Genomic DNA, 15,211 nt, shown 5'->3' with positions numbered 1-15,211 from the left:
AAGGATCCCGTCATGTTCGACCCTACACTACTCATACTTCTGGCCCTGGCTGCTTTGGGTTTTGTCAGCCACAATACCACCGTCGCGATTTCCATTTTGGTCCTGATCATCGTTCGCGTCACACCGTTGAACACCTTCTTCCCGTGGATAGAAAAACAGGGGCTTACCATCGGGATCATTATTTTGACCATCGGTGTGATGGCCCCGATTGCCAGCGGAACGCTACCGGCCTCAACGCTGCTGCACTCCTTTGTGAACTGGAAATCGCTGGTGGCGATTGCAGTGGGCGTTTTTGTCTCATGGCTTGGCGGGCGCGGCGTGACGCTGATGAGCAGCCAGCCTTCTCTGGTGGCCGGGCTGCTGGTGGGCACCGTGTTAGGCGTGGCGCTGTTTCGTGGCGTGCCGGTTGGCCCGCTGATTGCTGCCGGACTGGTTTCGCTGTTTATCGGGAAGTCGTAGTCAGGCTGGCGATATAGCGGGCGGGCGTCTGTCCCAGTCCTTTCTTGAACATGGTGATAAAGGCGGTGGTGGAGTCATACCCCAGCGCCTGCGCCGCCTGCTGAACCGACTTTCCGCCGATCAAAAACTGCAATGCGACAATCAGCTGGAGCTGGTGTCGCCAGCGGCGAAAGCTTAAGCCGGTCTCTTTCACCACCAGTCGCGCCAGATTGCGCTCGCTCATGGCAAAGTGGCTGGCCCACTGCGCCAGCGTCTGCCAGGCGGCAGGTTCGTTTGCCATGGTCTCACTCATCAGACGAATTTTCGGATGCGGAGATACCGGCAGCTGGAGATGCTCCTGCGGTTGCAGGGGCAGTTCATCAAACAGGACGTCAACCAGCCTTCCGGTAGCGGGAAGAGGCAGTTCCTCCTGTGACCTGTCCGCGAGCGCCAGCACCAGCTCCCGCACCAGGGGCGATATTTTCAACGTACAGGTACGCGTCGGCAATTCGAGCGCGCCGGGTTCAATAAACAGCAGGCAGAGCTGCGCGCCGGGCGTCGCCTTGTTGCTGTGCGGCGTTTGACCCGGGATCCACACCGCATACTGGGGCGGCACCATCAGCATCGCGTTCTCTACTTCACAGGTGATCGCTCCTCCCAGCGCCATAATCAGCTGCCCTTTGCGGTGCTGATGCAGCGGAATGTACTGTTCTTGTGCCACCACGCGGATGCGAAAGGCCACCGTCGCGTCGTGCTGGCTATCGGGATCGTAGCCGTCGAGTCCCAGTCCATACATAAAGTTGTCCGATATTAGCGATAAACTGTCATTTTAGCCTGATTTCAACCACGACTTAAATCGGTATGGTATGCGCTCGCCTGAACGTAAGAGACAATAATGACTACTGCTATTCAACCTTCCGGGAAACAGGGCGCGCTGCTGGTTGCAGGCATCCTGATGATCGCCACGACGCTGCGCGTCACCTTTACCGGGGTCGCCCCCCTGCTCGACACCATCCGACAGGACTATGGCTTAAGCACGGCGCAAACCGGCCTGCTCACAACGCTGCCTCTGCTGGCCTTCGCCTTTATCTCTCCCCTTGCCGCAGGCGTCGCCCGGCGCCTGGGCATGGAGCGCAGCCTGTTTATCGCTCTGCTGCTGATTTGCATCGGGATTGGCGTACGTTCGCTGCCGTCGGCCTCGCTGCTGTTTATCGGTACGGCGATCGTGGGCTGTGGGATTGCGCTGGGCAATGTCCTGTTACCCGGATTAATCAAACGTGATTTTCCGGGCCAGGTCGCAAAACTGACGGGGGCTTATTCGCTGACGATGGGGGCCGCCGCTGCCGCAGGGTCGGCGCTGATCGTCCCGCTGTCGCTGGGGAATGCTGGCTGGCACGGGGCGCTGTTGATGCTGATGTTCTTCCCGCTGGTGGCGCTGCTGCTGTGGTTACCGCAATGGCGCCAGAGGCCGGCCGCCACCCTGACCGGCGCGGGCGCGTTGCACAATCGGGCAATCTGGCGCTCCGCACTCGCCTGGCAGGTGACGCTTTTTCTGGGCATTAACTCGCTGATTTACTACGTCATTATCGGCTGGTTACCCGCGATTTTACTTAGCCACGGCTACAGCGAAACGCAGGCTGGCTCCATGCACGGACTTCTCCAGCTGGCAACCGCTGTTCCCGGTCTCGCCATTCCGCTGATCCTGCACCGTCTTAACGATCAGCGTGGCATAGCCGGGCTTGTCGCTCTGATGTGCGCCGTCAGTGCGGCCGGGTTCTGGTTCGCGCCGGGGCTGGCCGTCGTCTGGACGCTGGTGTTTGGCTTTGGATCCGGCGCCACCATGATCCTCGGCCTGACGTTTATCGGACTGCGGGCCAGCTCGGCCCATCAGGCCGCCGCGCTCTCCGGCATGGCACAGTCGATTGGCTATCTGCTGGCGGCCTGTGGCCCACCGCTGATGGGGAAAATTCACGATACCGCCGGAGACTGGCGCATTCCGCTGCTGGCCTGCGCGCTGGCTGCGGTAGTGATGGCCCTGTGCGGCATGCTAGCGGGGCGTGACCGGGAGATCACACCCCGCTGACATTCAAGGCAGACCTGACGGTCTGCTTTTTTTATCCCTGCGCCGCCCGCAGCATGGCCTGTACCAGCACCACCGGGCGCCCTTGAAGCGCCGCCCGCTCATGCTGGAACAGGGTGATGACAAAGAAAGGATGGGTCAGCAGCTCTGCCGCGCGGATCTCGCCCTGCTCGTCCCAGCCCGTTACGCGCATGTCGCCCCGCTCAAGCTGGCTGGCAAACTCAGACGAGACGCCGTAATTGCAGTGATAACCTTCCTGAATTTCCGGCTTGCCGTACGCTTTGGCAATCAGCGTGTTGTTCCGCAGCTCAATCGCGTCGGTTTTTTCCACCAGCGAGCAGGCCAGCGGCGCAATCACCATCCTCCCCTCGGTATCGGTTTCGGCATGGCCTGCATCGTGCCAGCCCAGCACATTACGGGCATACTCAATCAGCGCATGCTGGAACCCGCCGCAGGTGCCGAGAAAAGGGATGCTGTTCTCACGCGCGTAACGCGCGGCAATAAACGCCGCCTCGGTGTTTTTATACGGGCTTGCCGGTACCAGCCAGATGGCATCATACCCGACCAGGTCTTCGGGGTTGGTCAGCTCAGGCGTGGCGAGCCAGTCATAATCAGCGGTGAGATCCAGAACCGCAGCGGCGTCGTCAATCGCCAGCGGGATCGCCTGGTGCGCAATAACATCGGGATTGTAATCACCAACCAGCGCAATGCGCAGCGTCGTTTTAACCGGGGAGAGTTCCATGAGAGATTCCTTATGCCGGAGGATTTTCAGATAACATAAGGAACCTCAGACTACCGATCTTTTGCAATTATCACAATACCTTAAATTGGGTGCTTAAACGCCGGGTGCTATAGTGTTCTTGCCGAACGTTGCACGGTAGGAGGAAAACGGATGATTCAATGTAAGCGCGTCTATGAACAGGCAACATCAGACGATGGTTACCGGGTGCTGGTAGACAGACTCTGGCCGCGAGGGATAAAAAAGACCGACCTCGCCTGTGATGAGTGGTGTAAAGCGCTAACGCCGTCCAGCGAACTGCGGAAAGCCTTTCACAGTGAAACGATCGATTTCACCGCGTTCAGTGAAGCCTATCGTAAAGAGCTGGCGCAGCAGCAGGATGAAGGCAAACGCCTGGCGGCCCTCGCCCGACAGCAGACCGTGACGCTACTCTATGGGGCGAAAAATACGGAGCAGAATCACGCGCGGGTACTGGCGGACTGGCTGCGTGAACTGTGATTAACCGATTGCCAGCTCATCCACGTTGTGTGGCATCTCGTCGGGAGTAAGCGGCATCAAATGTTCCGGGCGAACAAACGCAAAACCGTGCTGATTATCAAAGGCGTAAACATCACCGGTGACCAGCCACAGCGCACGCGCTGATGTATCAGGTAAATGCGTCATGACGCCGTTAACCGGGTTCACAAAACGCTGACCCGGCTGACAAAGGCCAAACAGCTCCACGGATTTACCGATATTTCGACGGCCCGCCGTCGTACGCGCACCCACAATTATCGCCATGCTGCCCGGTTTTAACTGAAACATACTTCTTCTCGCAAACGTACCGCCAGAAACTGGCTAAGAATAATCCTAAAGAGAAGTGTATCGCAGTTTTATTGCCGTTGTCATCTGGTCGGTTGCGGGTGATCGCGGCGATAGAGATCCCATTCATCGATCACTTCCCCGCCTGGCAATTTGCACTCGGTACGTACGCCCTGCGGGCTTTGTACAGGGATTTGCTCTCCCCCTTTCTCCAGACAGTACACTGACGCCGGATTTGCCATACCAATAGCGTGCGGCGGTTGAGGCGCATCGGGAGGAGGTGTCTTTGTTGAGCATGCGGCCAGCGGTAAAACCAGCGCCAGGAGAAGATATTTCATTATCATGATCCTTCAGGGTGTTGAAAACGTCAGAGTAACGGGTCATCGCCGTTTTCTCCATGATTTCTCCATTAAACCTGCACGATTCATCCCTATAGTGGTGTCTGTTCTCACTCTGACCAGAGAACATCATTCCGTAATCAAGATGTTTTGCCCCGATCTCAACATCGGGGCTTTTTTTTAGCCTCTCCTTCATCCGCTTTCAGAAGAATCTATAAAATTAATCCTGTTCATGTTTTACTATGACCGGAGTCTATATTTTCAGCATAACATGCAGATACAGAGGTCTTCTGCATGGGAGTCAACCTGCCTCATGTCAGATATCATTCTTGCCCGTGTTTCAGAAACCCTCTCCACCGAGCAATCTCTCGACAGTCTGGTGCGTCAGCTACTGGAAATGCTGGAAATTGTGACGGATATGGAATCAACCTACCTGACCAAAATCGATATCAACGCGCGTTTGCAGCACATTTTATATGCCCGTAACAGCAAGCAAATGCAGATCCCGGAAGGGTTCAGCGTGCCCTGGGACGAAACGCTCTGTAAGCGCGCCATGGATAGCGACACCTTGTTCAGTAACAAGGTGCCCGACCGCTGGCCGGAGTGTGAAGCGGCAAAAGCACTGGGTATTACAACCTATATGAGCGTGCCGGTTCACCTGGCTGACGGTTCTCTGTACGGCACGCTTTGCGCTGCCAGCACCGCACAGAAACAGTTCAGCGAGCGTGGCGAGCAGGTGATCAGGCTCTTTGCCGGGTTAATTGGTCAGTACATTCAGAAAGAGTCGCTTGTGCTTCAGCTTCGTGAAGCAAATGCGGCGCTCATTGCCCACTCTTACACCGACGCCCTTACCGGCCTGCCGAATCGTCGCGCCATTTTTGAAAACCTTACCACCCTGTTCTCACTGGCGCGCCATCTTAACCGCAACGTCATGATTGCCTTTATTGACCTCGATGATTTCAAGCGAATCAATGATCAGTACGGTCATGAAGCGGGCGATCGGTTCCTCGTTCAGGTCGGCAATCGACTGACTCACCAGCAAACGCAGGACGAAATTATCGGCCGGCTCGGCGGCGATGAATTTCTGGTTGCCAGCCTGAGTCACAGCGATGATGGCGACGCCAGCACAGAGGTCAACGCTATCAAAACCCGCCTCAACGGCCGTATCGCGGGTGAATATGGGTTAGATAATGTCACTATTCTCTATCCCGGTGCAAGCTATGGCGTCGTTATTGTTGATCCTCACTGCACAGATGAAGATAGTGCCCTGCGCACCGCAGACCTCGCGATGTATCAGGATAAAAAAGGAAAAAACAAAACAGGCTTTGTCGCGTTAGATTAAAACCGTACACTCTACGGCCTTATACAAACTCAAACAGGTGATGGCATGAGAATAGGGATCCTCTTTCCGGTGGTTATTTTTATCACGGCAGTCGTGTTTTTAGGCTGGTTTTTCCTTGGCGGTTACGCCGCGCCGGGGGCATAAATGAGAAAAACGACCCTCATCATGCTGATTGTCGCCATCGTGGCCGTCGCCGGTACGCAGTTTGGCTGGTGGTAACGCCCAAAGTAAAAAGGCCGCCCTCAGGCAGCCTTTTTTAACACAGGTCAGATTTAGCTTTTGATTTTTCTGTAGATAAACAGAACAACCAGCGCGCCAATCACCGCGACGACAAAGCTGCCGAAGTTGAAGCCATCAACTCTGCCAAAGCCGAACAGGGTACTGATCCAGCCACCGACGACTGCACCTACAATCCCCAGAACGATCGTGACGATGAAACCGCCGCCATCTTTGCCCGGCATAATCCACTTCGCCAGGATCCCCGCAATCAGCCCAAAGATAATCCAGGATAAAATTCCCATAGCTTTCCTCTCTGTATGGTTTTTGTCATTAAATCAACGACACAGAAAAGGATAGCACAGGATCTGAGAAAGGAAATTTGTGATAAGAATCACACGGTTCGTTTGAGTAAAATCTGAGCAATAAAAATTGCCGTTCCACACTCATCGTGGGGTTGCATCTTTTACTGAGAAAGATTATCTTTCTCATTACTGAATAGTTGAGCAAATCACTCAGGTATTCAGTACGACATTGCTCACATTGCTTCCAGTATTTCTTGCCCACTTTTTAGTGGGCTTTTTTTTGCCTCACCCCACCAAAATCTGGCGTTTTTTCCCAGGAGGTGAACCGCTATTCTCTGTGGCTACTGAACAGCAAAGTGAATCTGATAACATGAACGTATCGAGCAAGTTCGTCATCTGCCTTAATCTTGTTTCTGCCAGTACGCTACTGTTACTGCTCTCGACACGGTTTGAGTGGTTCTGAGATGTATTGAGTCGGCATGGTGGCTTTCCTTTCAATCACGTGCGGGCTCAACGCGCATACTTGTAGCTTTAATGACCTGTGTTAAGATCCCTGCACCTCAGGACGTGGCGGGACAGCAGGAAAATGAACAAGGCCATTGCCGTTGCTATCATCTCAACCTTTATGGTCGTCCTGTCGCTGTATGCGGTTAACGCCATTATCGTTGAGCAGCAAAAGGACCGGCAGAGGGAGATCTCCCACACGCTCTTACGCTATTCCGAAGACTTGACGCAAAATATCGCCAGTACGCTTAAAAATACCTCCGCGAAGGGATGCGATAACGCCAGCCTGAACGTCTACCGTAATTTAAAGATGCAGAGTCTCTATTTCGCCGATGTGGGGTTTATTGAAAATGGGAAAATTACCTGCACCGCATTTTGGGGCAAGCTGGCAAATCCCATCGCCCTTCCCTCTGAGCTTCACAACACCCTGAACGGATTCAGTCTGGCGCAATTTTCACAGAAAGATTTTTTTGTAGGCAATGCGACAATTTATAACCATCTTATTATCTTCACATCACGTTCAGCCTACGATAAATTCTCTCCGGTCACCGCCAACTATTCACTTCGTTCTACCACGAAAGATTTCGACCGAACCTTTTTTACCGTTACGTCACCTACAGAAAACCTTAGCCGCTTGTCGTCACTGTTATTCACACAGACCGTGACGCAGTGCAGCACGCGCTGGGATTTGTGCGTTACCGTCACCCACCACAATGCCGGACTGGCATCGCTCTCCCGCGTAGTGATGGTACTCCTGTGCCTGTTTTTATACTTTATCTGGGTATCCCTGACGCTGTTTTCTCTTCGACTTTATGAAGATCGACTTTCTCTTGAGCGAACGCTGGTCAAGGCGGTGATAGCGAATACTATCAGCGTTCATTTTCAGCCCATAATTCGGGTTGCTGATAAGAAAATCGTCGGGGTTGAAGTGTTATCAAGATGGCAGGATAACAATCACAAAGAGGTTTCTCCTGAGCTGTTTATCCCGTTAATTAAAAAAATTGGTCTGTATAACGTTTATTATCAGAACATGATAAAGAAATCCCTGGCGGAAATTGCCGGGCTGGCGGCCGAACATCAGTTAATGATTTCACTGAACGTTGGCCGGACGGAAATTGAAGACGGCAAATTTCTGGCGGTATTACGTCATGCATGCTTAGAGAACGCTATTCCCTTATCGTTAATCAAAGTTGAGTTATCCGAGAATGGCGTTTCCACCTCGGCCATCCTTGAAGAGTTTTGTGAGGATCTTAAATCGGCAGGCGTCAAAATTTCAATAGACGATTTTGGCGTGCAAAACTCTAATCTGGCAAGGCTGTCCAATCTCAAATATGACGAAATCAAAGTGGATAAGTCGTTAGTGGATGGCATCAACGAGCATTATAAACAGGATATCCTGGTGATCTTTAGCGACGCGCTCGCTAAACTGCACAAAACCCTGGTGTTTGAGGGAGTCGAAAGCGAAACGCAATATCAGTTCATCGCGCAGAGATACCCCGATGCCCTCGTGCAAGGCTGGTACTTTTCAAAATCACTAACCCGGCACGACCTCGCCAGCCTGCTGGCTTACTCAGCGCGATGAAGCGTTATTCATTGCCCCATTGATTCAGGAAGTTCGCAATATCGTCAATGCGCGCTTCATCTATCTCCGCCTGGACAGCCATCTCCCGCTGCGCCTCTTCACTGATTTCCTCATTGTTGTATAAGCGAGTGAGCAGCAGCTGAAAATAGTGTGCCAGTGGCGTACGCTCCGCCTCTTCTGGCGGTTTTGCCGTTTCAGTCGCATACTCGTCGACGATGTCATAATACTTGAGCGGGATATCATGGGTCATAGCGTTGTTTTCCGTCTTGTGTGCATAAAAAACGGGAACCCTCAGGCTCCCGTTGTCATTTAACCCAGCGAGTGGATTACATGTTCGCGATAATCGCGTCGCCAAACTCTGAGCATTTCAGAAGTTTAGCGCCTTCCATCAGACGTTCAAAGTCATAGGTGACGGTTTTGGCGTTAATCGCGCCTTCCATACCCTTAACGATCAGGTCTGCGGCTTCGAACCATTCCATATGACGCAGCATCATCTCTGCGGACAGAATGATAGAGCCTGGGTTGACTTTGTCCTGGCCTGCATATTTCGGTGCAGTACCGTGAGTTGCTTCAAACAGGGCGCACTCGTCACCGATGTTCGCGCCCGGGGCGATACCGATACCACCGACCTGCGCTGCCAGCGCATCAGAGATGTAGTCGCCGTTCAGGTTCATACAGGCGATCACGTCATATTCAGCAGGACGCAGCAGGATCTGTTGCAGGAACGCATCGGCGATCACATCTTTAATGATGATCTCTTTACCGGTGTTCGGGTTTTTGATTTTCTGCCATGGGCCGCCGTCGATCAGTTCACCGCCGAACTCTTCGGTCGCCAGCTGGTAGCCCCAGTCTTTGAACGCGCCTTCGGTGAACTTCATGATATTGCCTTTGTGAACCAGGGTCACAGAGTCACGATCGTTGGTGATAGCGTATTCGATGGCGGCACGCACCAGACGCTTGGTCCCTTCTTCGGAGCACGGCTTGATGCCGATGCCGCAATGCTCAGGGAAGCGAATTTTCTTCACGCCCATCTCTTCGCGCAGGAATTTAATCACTTTTTCTGCATCAGCAGAATCCGCTTTCCATTCGATACCGGCGTAGATGTCTTCAGAGTTTTCACGGAAGATGACCATGTCGGTCAGTTCCGGGTGCTTAACCGGGCTTGGAGTGCCCTGGTAGTAACGCACCGGACGCAGACACACATACAGATCCAGTTCCTGACGCAGCGCCACGTTCAGGGAGCGAATGCCGCCGCCAACTGGCGTGGTCAGAGGGCCTTTGATAGCAACGCGATAGTCGCGGATCAGGTCCAGCGTTTCGGCTGGCAGCCAGACGTCCTGGCCATAAACTTGAGTCGATTTTTCACCGGTGTAAATTTCCATCCAGGAAATTTTACGCTCGCCTTTGTAGGCTTTCTCAACAGCGGCATCAACCACTTTCAGCATTGCCGGGGTAACGTCTACACCGATACCGTCACCTTCGATGAACGGGATAATCGGGTTGTGAGGAACGTTAATCTTGCCGTTTTGCAGGGTGATCTTTTTACCTTCCGCCGGAACAACTACTTTGCTTTCCATTAACCTCTCCTTCGAGCGCTTCTGGTTGTTACTGATCTTATGTTAATAAATTGTAATGAGCCTTCCGATAGTACCTGATTGTCCGACGCCATGAAAGGTCTTCGTTATTAGGCTATAATGCGGCAATTGATAGAGCCTGAAAATACCATGAAGAAAACTTCTTTTAGAAAACACCGGGTTGAGCGATTCAGCTCACGACAAGCCACCAGAAGAACGCCAGAACCCCAGCCAACGCGGGTCATACTGTTCAATAAACCCTACGATGTATTGCCGCAGTTTACCGACGAGGCCGGGCGCAGCACGCTGAAGGATTTTATCCCCGTTCAGGGGGTCTACGCGGCCGGGCGTCTGGATCGCGACAGCGAGGGGCTGCTGGTGCTTACCAATGACGGCGTGCTCCAGGCCAGGCTTACTCAGCCGGGCAAACGTACCGGAAAAATTTACTATGTGCAGGTTGAAGGCGAGCCGGACGACGCGTCGCTGGCAAAGCTGCGCAACGGCGTAACGCTGAACGATGGTCCTACCCTGCCAGCTGGTATTGAGCGCGTGAATGAACCCGAGTGGCTGTGGCCGCGCAACCCGCCGATTCGTGAGCGCAAATCGATTCCCACCAGCTGGCTTAAAATCACCCTTTATGAAGGCCGCAACCGACAGGTCAGGCGCATGACTGCGCATGTGGGCTTCCCTACCCTGCGACTCATTCGCTACGCCATGGGCAGCTACACGCTGGACTCGCTGGCTAACGGGGAATGGCGGGATGTTACCCCTAAGGAGAACTGATGTTTAAACCCCATGTTACGGTCGCCTGCGTGGTCCACGCGCAGGGGAAATTCCTGGTGGTGGAAGAGACCATCAACGGCAAAGCGCTTTGGAATCAGCCAGCCGGGCATCTTGAAGCCAACGAAACCTTATTGCAGGCAGCGAAACGCGAGCTCTGGGAAGAGACGGGTATCCGCGCCGAACCGCAGCACTTTATCCGTATGCATCAGTGGATAGCGCCTGACCAGACACCTTTCCTGCGCTTTTTATTCGCCGTTGAGCTTAACGAAACGTGCGCCACTGAACCGCACGACGACGATATCGATCGCTGCCTGTGGGTGAACGCAGACGAGATCCTGAGCGCGCCAAACCTGCGCTCGCCGCTGGTTGCGGAAAGCATCCGCTGCTGGCAGTCTGCGGCGCGCCTGCCGCTGGATGTCATTGCAGAATTTAACTGGCCGTTTACAGAGGGTGTCAATGGTGGGGGGGCGTGATAGAATACGCCGCCTTGAAGTTCAATGTCGTGAGTATTCCATGTCAGATAACAGCCAGAAAAAAGTGATCGTCGGCATGTCCGGCGGTGTCGATTCCTCCGTTTCCGCCTACCTGTTGCAGCAACAGGGCTATAAGGTGGAGGGCCTGTTCATGAAGAACTGGGAGGAAGACGATGGCGAGGAATACTGCACTGCCGCTGCGGATCTCGCCGATGCGCAGGCCGTGTGCGATAAGCTCGGCATCGAACTGCACACCGTTAACTTTGCCGCAGAATACTGGGACAACGTTTTTGAACTCTTCCTCGAAGAGTACAAAGCGGGCCGCACGCCAAACCCGGATATCCTGTGTAACAAAGAGATCAAATTCAAAGCCTTCCTGGAATTCGCCGCGGAAGATCTGGGCGCAGACTACATTGCGACCGGCCACTACGTGCGTCGCGCGGATGTGAATGGTAAAAGCCAGCTGCTGCGCGGTCTGGATGGCAATAAAGATCAGAGCTACTTCCTCTACACACTGAGCCATGAACAGATTGCCCAAAGTCTGTTCCCGGTCGGCGAGCTGGAAAAGCCGGAAGTGCGTAAGATTGCTGAAGATTTGGATCTGATCACCGCGAAGAAAAAAGACTCCACCGGTATCTGTTTTATCGGCGAGCGTAAATTCCGCGAGTTCCTGGGGCGCTACCTGCCTGCACAGCCGGGCAAAATCGTCACCGTTGACGGTGATGAGATTGGTCAGCACCAGGGGCTGATGTACCACACTCTCGGCCAGCGTAAAGGTCTGGGTATCGGCGGCACCAAAGAGGGCAGCGAAGATCCGTGGTACGTGGTCGACAAAGATGTCGAAAACAATATTCTGGTGGTGGCTCAGGGTCACGACCATCCGCGCCTGATGTCCGTTGGACTTATCGCGCAACAGCTGCACTGGGTCGATCGCGAGCCGCTGAAAGGCACGCTGCGCTGCACCGTGAAAACGCGCTACCGCCAGACCGACATCCCTTGCACCGTCACCCCACTGGATGACGATCGCATTGACGTGCGTTTCGACGAGCCGGTTTCCGCCGTTACCCCTGGCCAGTCTGCTGTTTTCTACAGCGGCGAAATTTGCCTCGGCGGTGGGATCATTGAACAGCGCCTGCCGCTGCCTGCTGTTTAAACCGTTTGCACACATAAAGGAGACCGAGTGGCGAAGAACTATTACGACATCACCCTGGCGCTGGCGGGAATTTGCCAGTCAGCCCGTCTGGTGCAACAGCTGGCGCATCAGGGTCATTGCGATGCTGATGCCCTGCACGTTTCACTCAACAGCGTTATCGATCTTAACCCAGGCTCCACGCTGGGCGTCTTTGGCGGCAGTGAAACCAATCTTCGTCTCGGTCTTGAAACCCTGCTCGGCGTGCTCAACGCCAGCAACCGTCAGGGGTTGAACGCGGAACTGACCCGCTACACCTTAAGCCTGATGGTGCTGGAACGTAAGCTGAACGCTGCGAAAGGCGCAATGAATACCCTGGGCGATCGCATCGCCGGGCTACAGCGCCAGCTCGACCACTTTGACCTCCAGTCTGAGACCCTGCTGAGCGCGATGGCCGGTATCTACGTCGACGTAATTAGCCCGCTCGGCCCGCGTATTCAGGTCACCGGTTCGCCTGCCGTATTGCAAAGCCCACAGGTACAGGCGAAGGTACGCGCTTCGCTGCTGGCAGGCATCCGTGCCGCCGTGCTGTGGCAACAGGTCGGCGGTGGCCGCCTACAGCTCATGTTTTCTCGTCATCGCCTGACGACTCAGGCAAAACAAATTCTTGCTCATTGTTAACCTCCCGGAGTTGCGAATTATGGAATTATCCTCACTGACCGCCGTATCCCCTGTCGATGGACGCTACGGCGATAAAGTCAGCGCGCTGCGCGGGATCTTCAGCGAATATGGCCTGCTGAAGTTCCGTGTTCAGGTTGAAGTGCGCTGGCTGCAAAAGCTGGCCGCCCAGACAGCAATCAAGGAAGTTCCTGCTTTTGATGCTAAGGCAAACGATTACCTTGATAAAATCGTTGCTGAGTTCAGCGAAGAAGATGCCGCGCGTATTAAAACCATCGAACGCACCACCAACCACGACGTGAAAGCGGTTGAATACTTCCTGAAAGAGAAAGTGGCAAGCGTCCCTGCCCTGCACGCGGTATCTGAATTTATTCACTTCGCCTGTACCTCTGAAGATATTAACAACCTGTCTCACGCGCTGATGCTCTCTACCGCACGCAAAGAGGTGGTACTCCCTTACTGGCGTAAAATCATCGATGCGGTGAAAGCGCTGTCCGTGGAGTACCGCGATATTCCGCTGTTGTCCCGTACTCATGGCCAGCCAGCAACCCCATCCACCATGGGTAAAGAGATGGCAAACGTGGCGTACCGCATGGAACGCCAGTATCGTCAGCTGGAGCAGGTTGAGATCCTCGGCAAAATCAACGGCGCGGTGGGTAACTACAACGCCCACATTGCGGCGTACCCGGAAGTGGACTGGCACCAGTTCAGTGAAGAGTTCGTGACGTCTCTGGGGATCCAGTGGAACCCGTACACCACCCAGATTGAGCCGCACGACTACATCGCTGAGCTGTTTGACTGCATTGCGCGCTTCAACACCATCCTGATCGACTTCGATCGTGACGTCTGGGGCTACATCGCCCTGAACCACTTCAAGCAGAAGACCATCGCCGGGGAAATCGGTTCGTCCACCATGCCGCACAAAGTGAACCCAATCGACTTCGAAAACTCCGAAGGTAATCTGGGCCTGGCGAATGCCGTGTTGCAGCATATGGCGAGTAAGCTGCCGGTATCCCGCTGGCAGCGCGACCTGACTGACTCCACGGTGCTGCGTAACCTGGGCGTGGGTATTGGCTACGCGCTGATCGCCTACCAGTCCACCCTGAAGGGTGTGAGCAAGCTGGAGGTGAACCGCGACCGTCTGCTGGACGAGCTGGATCACAACTGGGAAGTGCTGGCGGAGCCGATTCAGACCGTGATGCGTCGTTATGGCATCGAAAAACCGTACGAGAAACTCAAAGAGCTGACCCGCGGTAAACGCGTTGATGCTGAGGGTATGAAACAGTTTATCGATGGTCTGGCGCTGCCCGAAGAAGAAAAAGCGCGCCTGAAAGAGATGACCCCGGCAAACTATATTGGCCGCGCCATTACCATGGTTGACGAGCTGAAGTAATCTCCCTCCCCCTTTCCACCCGGAAAGGGGGCTGCTTTTCATCATCGTGTCGACGTTCACACCCCGTTACAGGCTCTGCCGGGATTACAACCTGTTGTCAGGCTGGTTGTTATTTTTCGCCGTGGAATAACTTTCCGGAATATATCGTTTTAAGCCGAACGGGCACAGCCTGAACTGGCACGGGGTCTCAACCGTGCATGGACGATCCATCTCCTGCCGGTTACCTGGACACGCGTTTTTCTGTTTGAACCCCATCCAGCCTATTGATGTATAGGGCATTGCCTGCGCTATCCATACCCTACGCCGCCGATCGTTAATCAGGATACCCTGGTTTGAGGTGGTGATGATTTCACCGGCACGAACGTAATAATCCCCTTTTAGCCAAAGGATATAATTCAGGCCATATTGTGTTTCAACTTTGCAAAAGATGGTTCCACTTTCCGGGCTCGCAATAGTCTCAACAACCTTCCATTCCATAGAATCCTCTTTACTCGCTATATTGCTGTTTTGTTGTGTAAAAATGCTGATTTTCTGGCACATCTTATGCAAATCTAATTTCGCACCATAAAATAAGCGTAGACAAAGACAGACATAGTGAGAACATCCTTACAAAAAAAAGGGCAATCTTTACAAAACTGGCGTGCCCGTTCTGTCAAAAAAGCGACTCGCCTTCAACCGTTCATAAACGGATGGATGTTTTATCCGGATTGCGGAAGCGTGCGAAAACAAGTCAGTTTATATTACCCGCGCCTTCTGGGGGCGTATGAGGCTTATGTGAGGTGGGTGGGCGATATGAAACAGGATCAGGTCAACATACTTAATAATCAGATGCCTGG

At 53.8% G+C, this 15,211-nt stretch carries 21 protein-coding genes; 13 read left to right on the top strand and 8 right to left on the bottom strand.

The window, feature by feature from the left end; all coding sequences use genetic code 11:
* The first annotated feature begins 12 nt into the window (after positions 1-12).
* A complete protein-coding gene (locus HWQ15_RS17005) occupies positions 13-459 on the top strand; it encodes a DUF441 domain-containing protein (RefSeq protein WP_003857881.1) in 447 nt (148 codons plus the stop codon).
* On the opposite strand, the gene HWQ15_RS17000 is transcribed toward HWQ15_RS17005, so the two are convergent.
* Positions 443-1,234, bottom strand: a complete 792-nt coding sequence (locus HWQ15_RS17000; protein ID WP_063216011.1) for a helix-turn-helix transcriptional regulator — start codon at positions 1,232-1,234, stop codon at positions 443-445. The two genes, HWQ15_RS17005 and HWQ15_RS17000, sit on opposite strands and share 17 nt — an antisense overlap.
* 99 nt (positions 1,235-1,333) lie before the next feature.
* Here HWQ15_RS17000 and HWQ15_RS16995 point away from each other — a divergent pair, with 99 nt between their 5' ends.
* Positions 1,334-2,521: a CynX/NimT family MFS transporter gene (locus tag HWQ15_RS16995; RefSeq protein ID WP_023299822.1), complete on the top strand. Its 1,188-nt coding sequence runs from the start codon at positions 1,334-1,336 to the stop codon at positions 2,519-2,521.
* 31 nt (positions 2,522-2,552) lie between these two features.
* Here HWQ15_RS16995 and HWQ15_RS16990 read toward each other — a convergent pair whose 3' ends face one another.
* Positions 2,553-3,260: a CTP synthase gene (locus tag HWQ15_RS16990; RefSeq protein ID WP_022647780.1), complete on the bottom strand. Its 708-nt coding sequence runs from the start codon at positions 3,258-3,260 to the stop codon at positions 2,553-2,555.
* Between the two features lie 150 nt (positions 3,261-3,410).
* Between HWQ15_RS16990 and HWQ15_RS16985 the strand changes: the two genes are divergently transcribed.
* Positions 3,411-3,755 carry a DUF488 domain-containing protein gene (locus HWQ15_RS16985; protein ID WP_022647779.1) on the top strand — a complete coding sequence of 115 codons (345 nt, stop codon included), beginning with the start codon at positions 3,411-3,413 and terminating at the stop codon, positions 3,753-3,755.
* On the opposite strand, the gene HWQ15_RS16980 is transcribed toward HWQ15_RS16985, so the two are convergent.
* Entirely contained in the window at positions 3,756-4,061 is a 306-nt protein-coding gene (locus HWQ15_RS16980; RefSeq protein WP_023299820.1) for a hypothetical protein, read from the bottom strand.
* An 80-nt stretch (positions 4,062-4,141) separates the two neighbouring features.
* Positions 4,142-4,396, bottom strand: coding sequence for a DUF333 domain-containing protein (locus HWQ15_RS16975; protein ID WP_022647777.1), 255 nt, complete (start codon positions 4,394-4,396; stop codon positions 4,142-4,144).
* A 313-nt stretch (positions 4,397-4,709) separates the two neighbouring features.
* Between HWQ15_RS16975 and HWQ15_RS16970 the strand changes: the two genes are divergently transcribed.
* Genes HWQ15_RS16970 through yoaJ form a run of 3 tightly spaced genes read left to right on the top strand, consistent with a single transcriptional unit; the run spans position 4,710 to position 5,957 of the window.
* A complete protein-coding gene (locus HWQ15_RS16970; RefSeq protein WP_063149001.1) occupies positions 4,710-5,738 on the top strand; it encodes a sensor domain-containing diguanylate cyclase in 1,029 nt (342 codons plus the stop codon).
* 45 nt (positions 5,739-5,783) lie between these two features.
* On the top strand, positions 5,784-5,882 hold the full coding sequence (locus tag HWQ15_RS16965; RefSeq protein ID WP_015570793.1) for a YoaK family small membrane protein: 99 nt from the start codon (positions 5,784-5,786) through the stop codon (positions 5,880-5,882).
* Positions 5,883-5,957 carry a protein YoaJ gene (gene yoaJ / locus HWQ15_RS23480; protein WP_071841870.1) on the top strand — a complete coding sequence of 25 codons (75 nt, stop codon included), beginning with the start codon at positions 5,883-5,885 and terminating at the stop codon, positions 5,955-5,957.
* A gap of 53 nt (positions 5,958-6,010) precedes the next feature.
* Here yoaJ and HWQ15_RS16955 read toward each other — a convergent pair whose 3' ends face one another.
* Positions 6,011-6,259, bottom strand: coding sequence for a GlsB/YeaQ/YmgE family stress response membrane protein (locus HWQ15_RS16955; RefSeq protein WP_022647775.1), 249 nt, complete (start codon positions 6,257-6,259; stop codon positions 6,011-6,013).
* 370 nt (positions 6,260-6,629) lie between these two features.
* Between HWQ15_RS16955 and yncL the strand changes: the two genes are divergently transcribed.
* Positions 6,630-6,722 carry a stress response membrane protein YncL gene (gene yncL, locus HWQ15_RS16950; protein WP_071524166.1) on the top strand — a complete coding sequence of 31 codons (93 nt, stop codon included), beginning with the start codon at positions 6,630-6,632 and terminating at the stop codon, positions 6,720-6,722.
* A gap of 123 nt (positions 6,723-6,845) precedes the next feature.
* A complete protein-coding gene (locus HWQ15_RS16945; protein ID WP_023305887.1) occupies positions 6,846-8,345 on the top strand; it encodes a cyclic diguanylate phosphodiesterase in 1,500 nt (499 codons plus the stop codon).
* A 4-nt stretch (positions 8,346-8,349) separates the two neighbouring features.
* On the opposite strand, the gene HWQ15_RS16940 is transcribed toward HWQ15_RS16945, so the two are convergent.
* Positions 8,350-8,595, bottom strand: coding sequence for a DUF2543 family protein (locus HWQ15_RS16940; RefSeq protein WP_022647773.1), 246 nt, complete (start codon positions 8,593-8,595; stop codon positions 8,350-8,352).
* Between the two features lie 76 nt (positions 8,596-8,671).
* Positions 8,672-9,922 carry an NADP-dependent isocitrate dehydrogenase gene (icd, locus tag HWQ15_RS16935; protein ID WP_003857898.1) on the bottom strand — a complete coding sequence of 417 codons (1,251 nt, stop codon included), beginning with the start codon at positions 9,920-9,922 and terminating at the stop codon, positions 8,672-8,674.
* A 117-nt stretch (positions 9,923-10,039) separates the two neighbouring features.
* Here icd and rluE point away from each other — a divergent pair, with 117 nt between their 5' ends.
* Genes rluE through purB form a run of 5 tightly spaced genes read left to right on the top strand, consistent with a single transcriptional unit; the run spans position 10,040 to position 14,375 of the window.
* Entirely contained in the window at positions 10,040-10,702 is a 663-nt protein-coding gene (gene rluE / locus HWQ15_RS16930) for a 23S rRNA pseudouridine(2457) synthase RluE (protein ID WP_022647772.1), read from the top strand.
* The gene (locus HWQ15_RS16925) at positions 10,702-11,175 is read left to right on the top strand and encodes an NUDIX hydrolase (RefSeq protein ID WP_063149002.1); all 474 of its coding nucleotides are present in this window, start codon (positions 10,702-10,704) and stop codon (positions 11,173-11,175) included. Before rluE ends, HWQ15_RS16925 begins: the two co-directional genes overlap by 1 nt.
* Positions 11,176-11,215: 40 nt before the next feature.
* Positions 11,216-12,328, top strand: coding sequence for a tRNA 2-thiouridine(34) synthase MnmA (gene mnmA, locus HWQ15_RS16920; RefSeq protein ID WP_058647124.1), 1,113 nt, complete (start codon positions 11,216-11,218; stop codon positions 12,326-12,328).
* Between the two features lie 27 nt (positions 12,329-12,355).
* Positions 12,356-12,985 (top strand): high frequency lysogenization protein HflD, encoded by a 630-nt coding sequence (gene hflD, locus HWQ15_RS16915; protein ID WP_006809213.1) that lies wholly within the window; start codon positions 12,356-12,358, stop codon positions 12,983-12,985.
* A gap of 19 nt (positions 12,986-13,004) precedes the next feature.
* Complete coding sequence (gene purB, locus HWQ15_RS16910; RefSeq protein WP_023305884.1) at positions 13,005-14,375, top strand: adenylosuccinate lyase; 1,371 nt, start codon at positions 13,005-13,007, stop codon at positions 14,373-14,375.
* 84 nt (positions 14,376-14,459) lie between these two features.
* Here purB and HWQ15_RS16905 read toward each other — a convergent pair whose 3' ends face one another.
* A complete protein-coding gene (locus HWQ15_RS16905) occupies positions 14,460-14,852 on the bottom strand; it encodes a hypothetical protein (protein WP_022647769.1) in 393 nt (130 codons plus the stop codon).
* Between the last annotated feature and the right edge of the window lie 359 nt (positions 14,853-15,211).

It is taken from the genome of Enterobacter sp. DSM 30060 (genome assembly GCF_013375955.1).
Classification (GTDB): domain Bacteria; phylum Pseudomonadota; class Gammaproteobacteria; order Enterobacterales; family Enterobacteriaceae; genus Enterobacter; species Enterobacter intestinihominis.
Note: the sequence above shows the minus strand (reverse complement) of the source record. Positions and strands in the feature narration are given on the sequence as shown.

Excerpts from the sequence above, each read along its gene's own strand:
- HWQ15_RS16995 (WP_023299822.1), top strand. The coding sequence starts at position 1,334 with ATGACTACTGCTATTCAACCTTCCGGGAAACAGGGCGCGCTGCTGGTT.
- yncL (WP_071524166.1), top strand. The coding sequence starts at position 6,630 with ATGAACGTATCGAGCAAGTTCGTCATCTGCCTTAATCTTGTTTCTGCC.
- mnmA (WP_058647124.1), top strand. The coding sequence starts at position 11,216 with ATGTCAGATAACAGCCAGAAAAAAGTGATCGTCGGCATGTCCGGCGGT.
- HWQ15_RS16925 (WP_063149002.1), top strand. The coding sequence starts at position 10,702 with ATGTTTAAACCCCATGTTACGGTCGCCTGCGTGGTCCACGCGCAGGGG.
- HWQ15_RS17005 (WP_003857881.1), top strand. The coding sequence starts at position 13 with ATGTTCGACCCTACACTACTCATACTTCTGGCCCTGGCTGCTTTGGGT.
- HWQ15_RS16965 (WP_015570793.1), top strand. The coding sequence starts at position 5,784 with ATGAGAATAGGGATCCTCTTTCCGGTGGTTATTTTTATCACGGCAGTC.
- HWQ15_RS16980 (WP_023299820.1), bottom strand. The coding sequence starts at position 4,061 with ATGTTTCAGTTAAAACCGGGCAGCATGGCGATAATTGTGGGTGCGCGT.
- HWQ15_RS16990 (WP_022647780.1), bottom strand. The coding sequence starts at position 3,260 with ATGGAACTCTCCCCGGTTAAAACGACGCTGCGCATTGCGCTGGTTGGT.
- HWQ15_RS16940 (WP_022647773.1), bottom strand. The coding sequence starts at position 8,595 with ATGACCCATGATATCCCGCTCAAGTATTATGACATCGTCGACGAGTAT.
- HWQ15_RS16905 (WP_022647769.1), bottom strand. The coding sequence starts at position 14,852 with ATGGAATGGAAGGTTGTTGAGACTATTGCGAGCCCGGAAAGTGGAACC.
- purB (WP_023305884.1), top strand. The coding sequence starts at position 13,005 with ATGGAATTATCCTCACTGACCGCCGTATCCCCTGTCGATGGACGCTAC.
- icd (WP_003857898.1), bottom strand. The coding sequence starts at position 9,922 with ATGGAAAGCAAAGTAGTTGTTCCGGCGGAAGGTAAAAAGATCACCCTG.
- HWQ15_RS16970 (WP_063149001.1), top strand. The coding sequence starts at position 4,710 with ATGTCAGATATCATTCTTGCCCGTGTTTCAGAAACCCTCTCCACCGAG.
- HWQ15_RS16945 (WP_023305887.1), top strand. The coding sequence starts at position 6,846 with ATGAACAAGGCCATTGCCGTTGCTATCATCTCAACCTTTATGGTCGTC.
- HWQ15_RS16975 (WP_022647777.1), bottom strand. The coding sequence starts at position 4,396 with ATGAAATATCTTCTCCTGGCGCTGGTTTTACCGCTGGCCGCATGCTCA.
- HWQ15_RS16985 (WP_022647779.1), top strand. The coding sequence starts at position 3,411 with ATGATTCAATGTAAGCGCGTCTATGAACAGGCAACATCAGACGATGGT.
- HWQ15_RS17000 (WP_063216011.1), bottom strand. The coding sequence starts at position 1,234 with ATGTATGGACTGGGACTCGACGGCTACGATCCCGATAGCCAGCACGAC.
- rluE (WP_022647772.1), top strand. The coding sequence starts at position 10,040 with ATGCGGCAATTGATAGAGCCTGAAAATACCATGAAGAAAACTTCTTTT.
- HWQ15_RS16955 (WP_022647775.1), bottom strand. The coding sequence starts at position 6,259 with ATGGGAATTTTATCCTGGATTATCTTTGGGCTGATTGCGGGGATCCTG.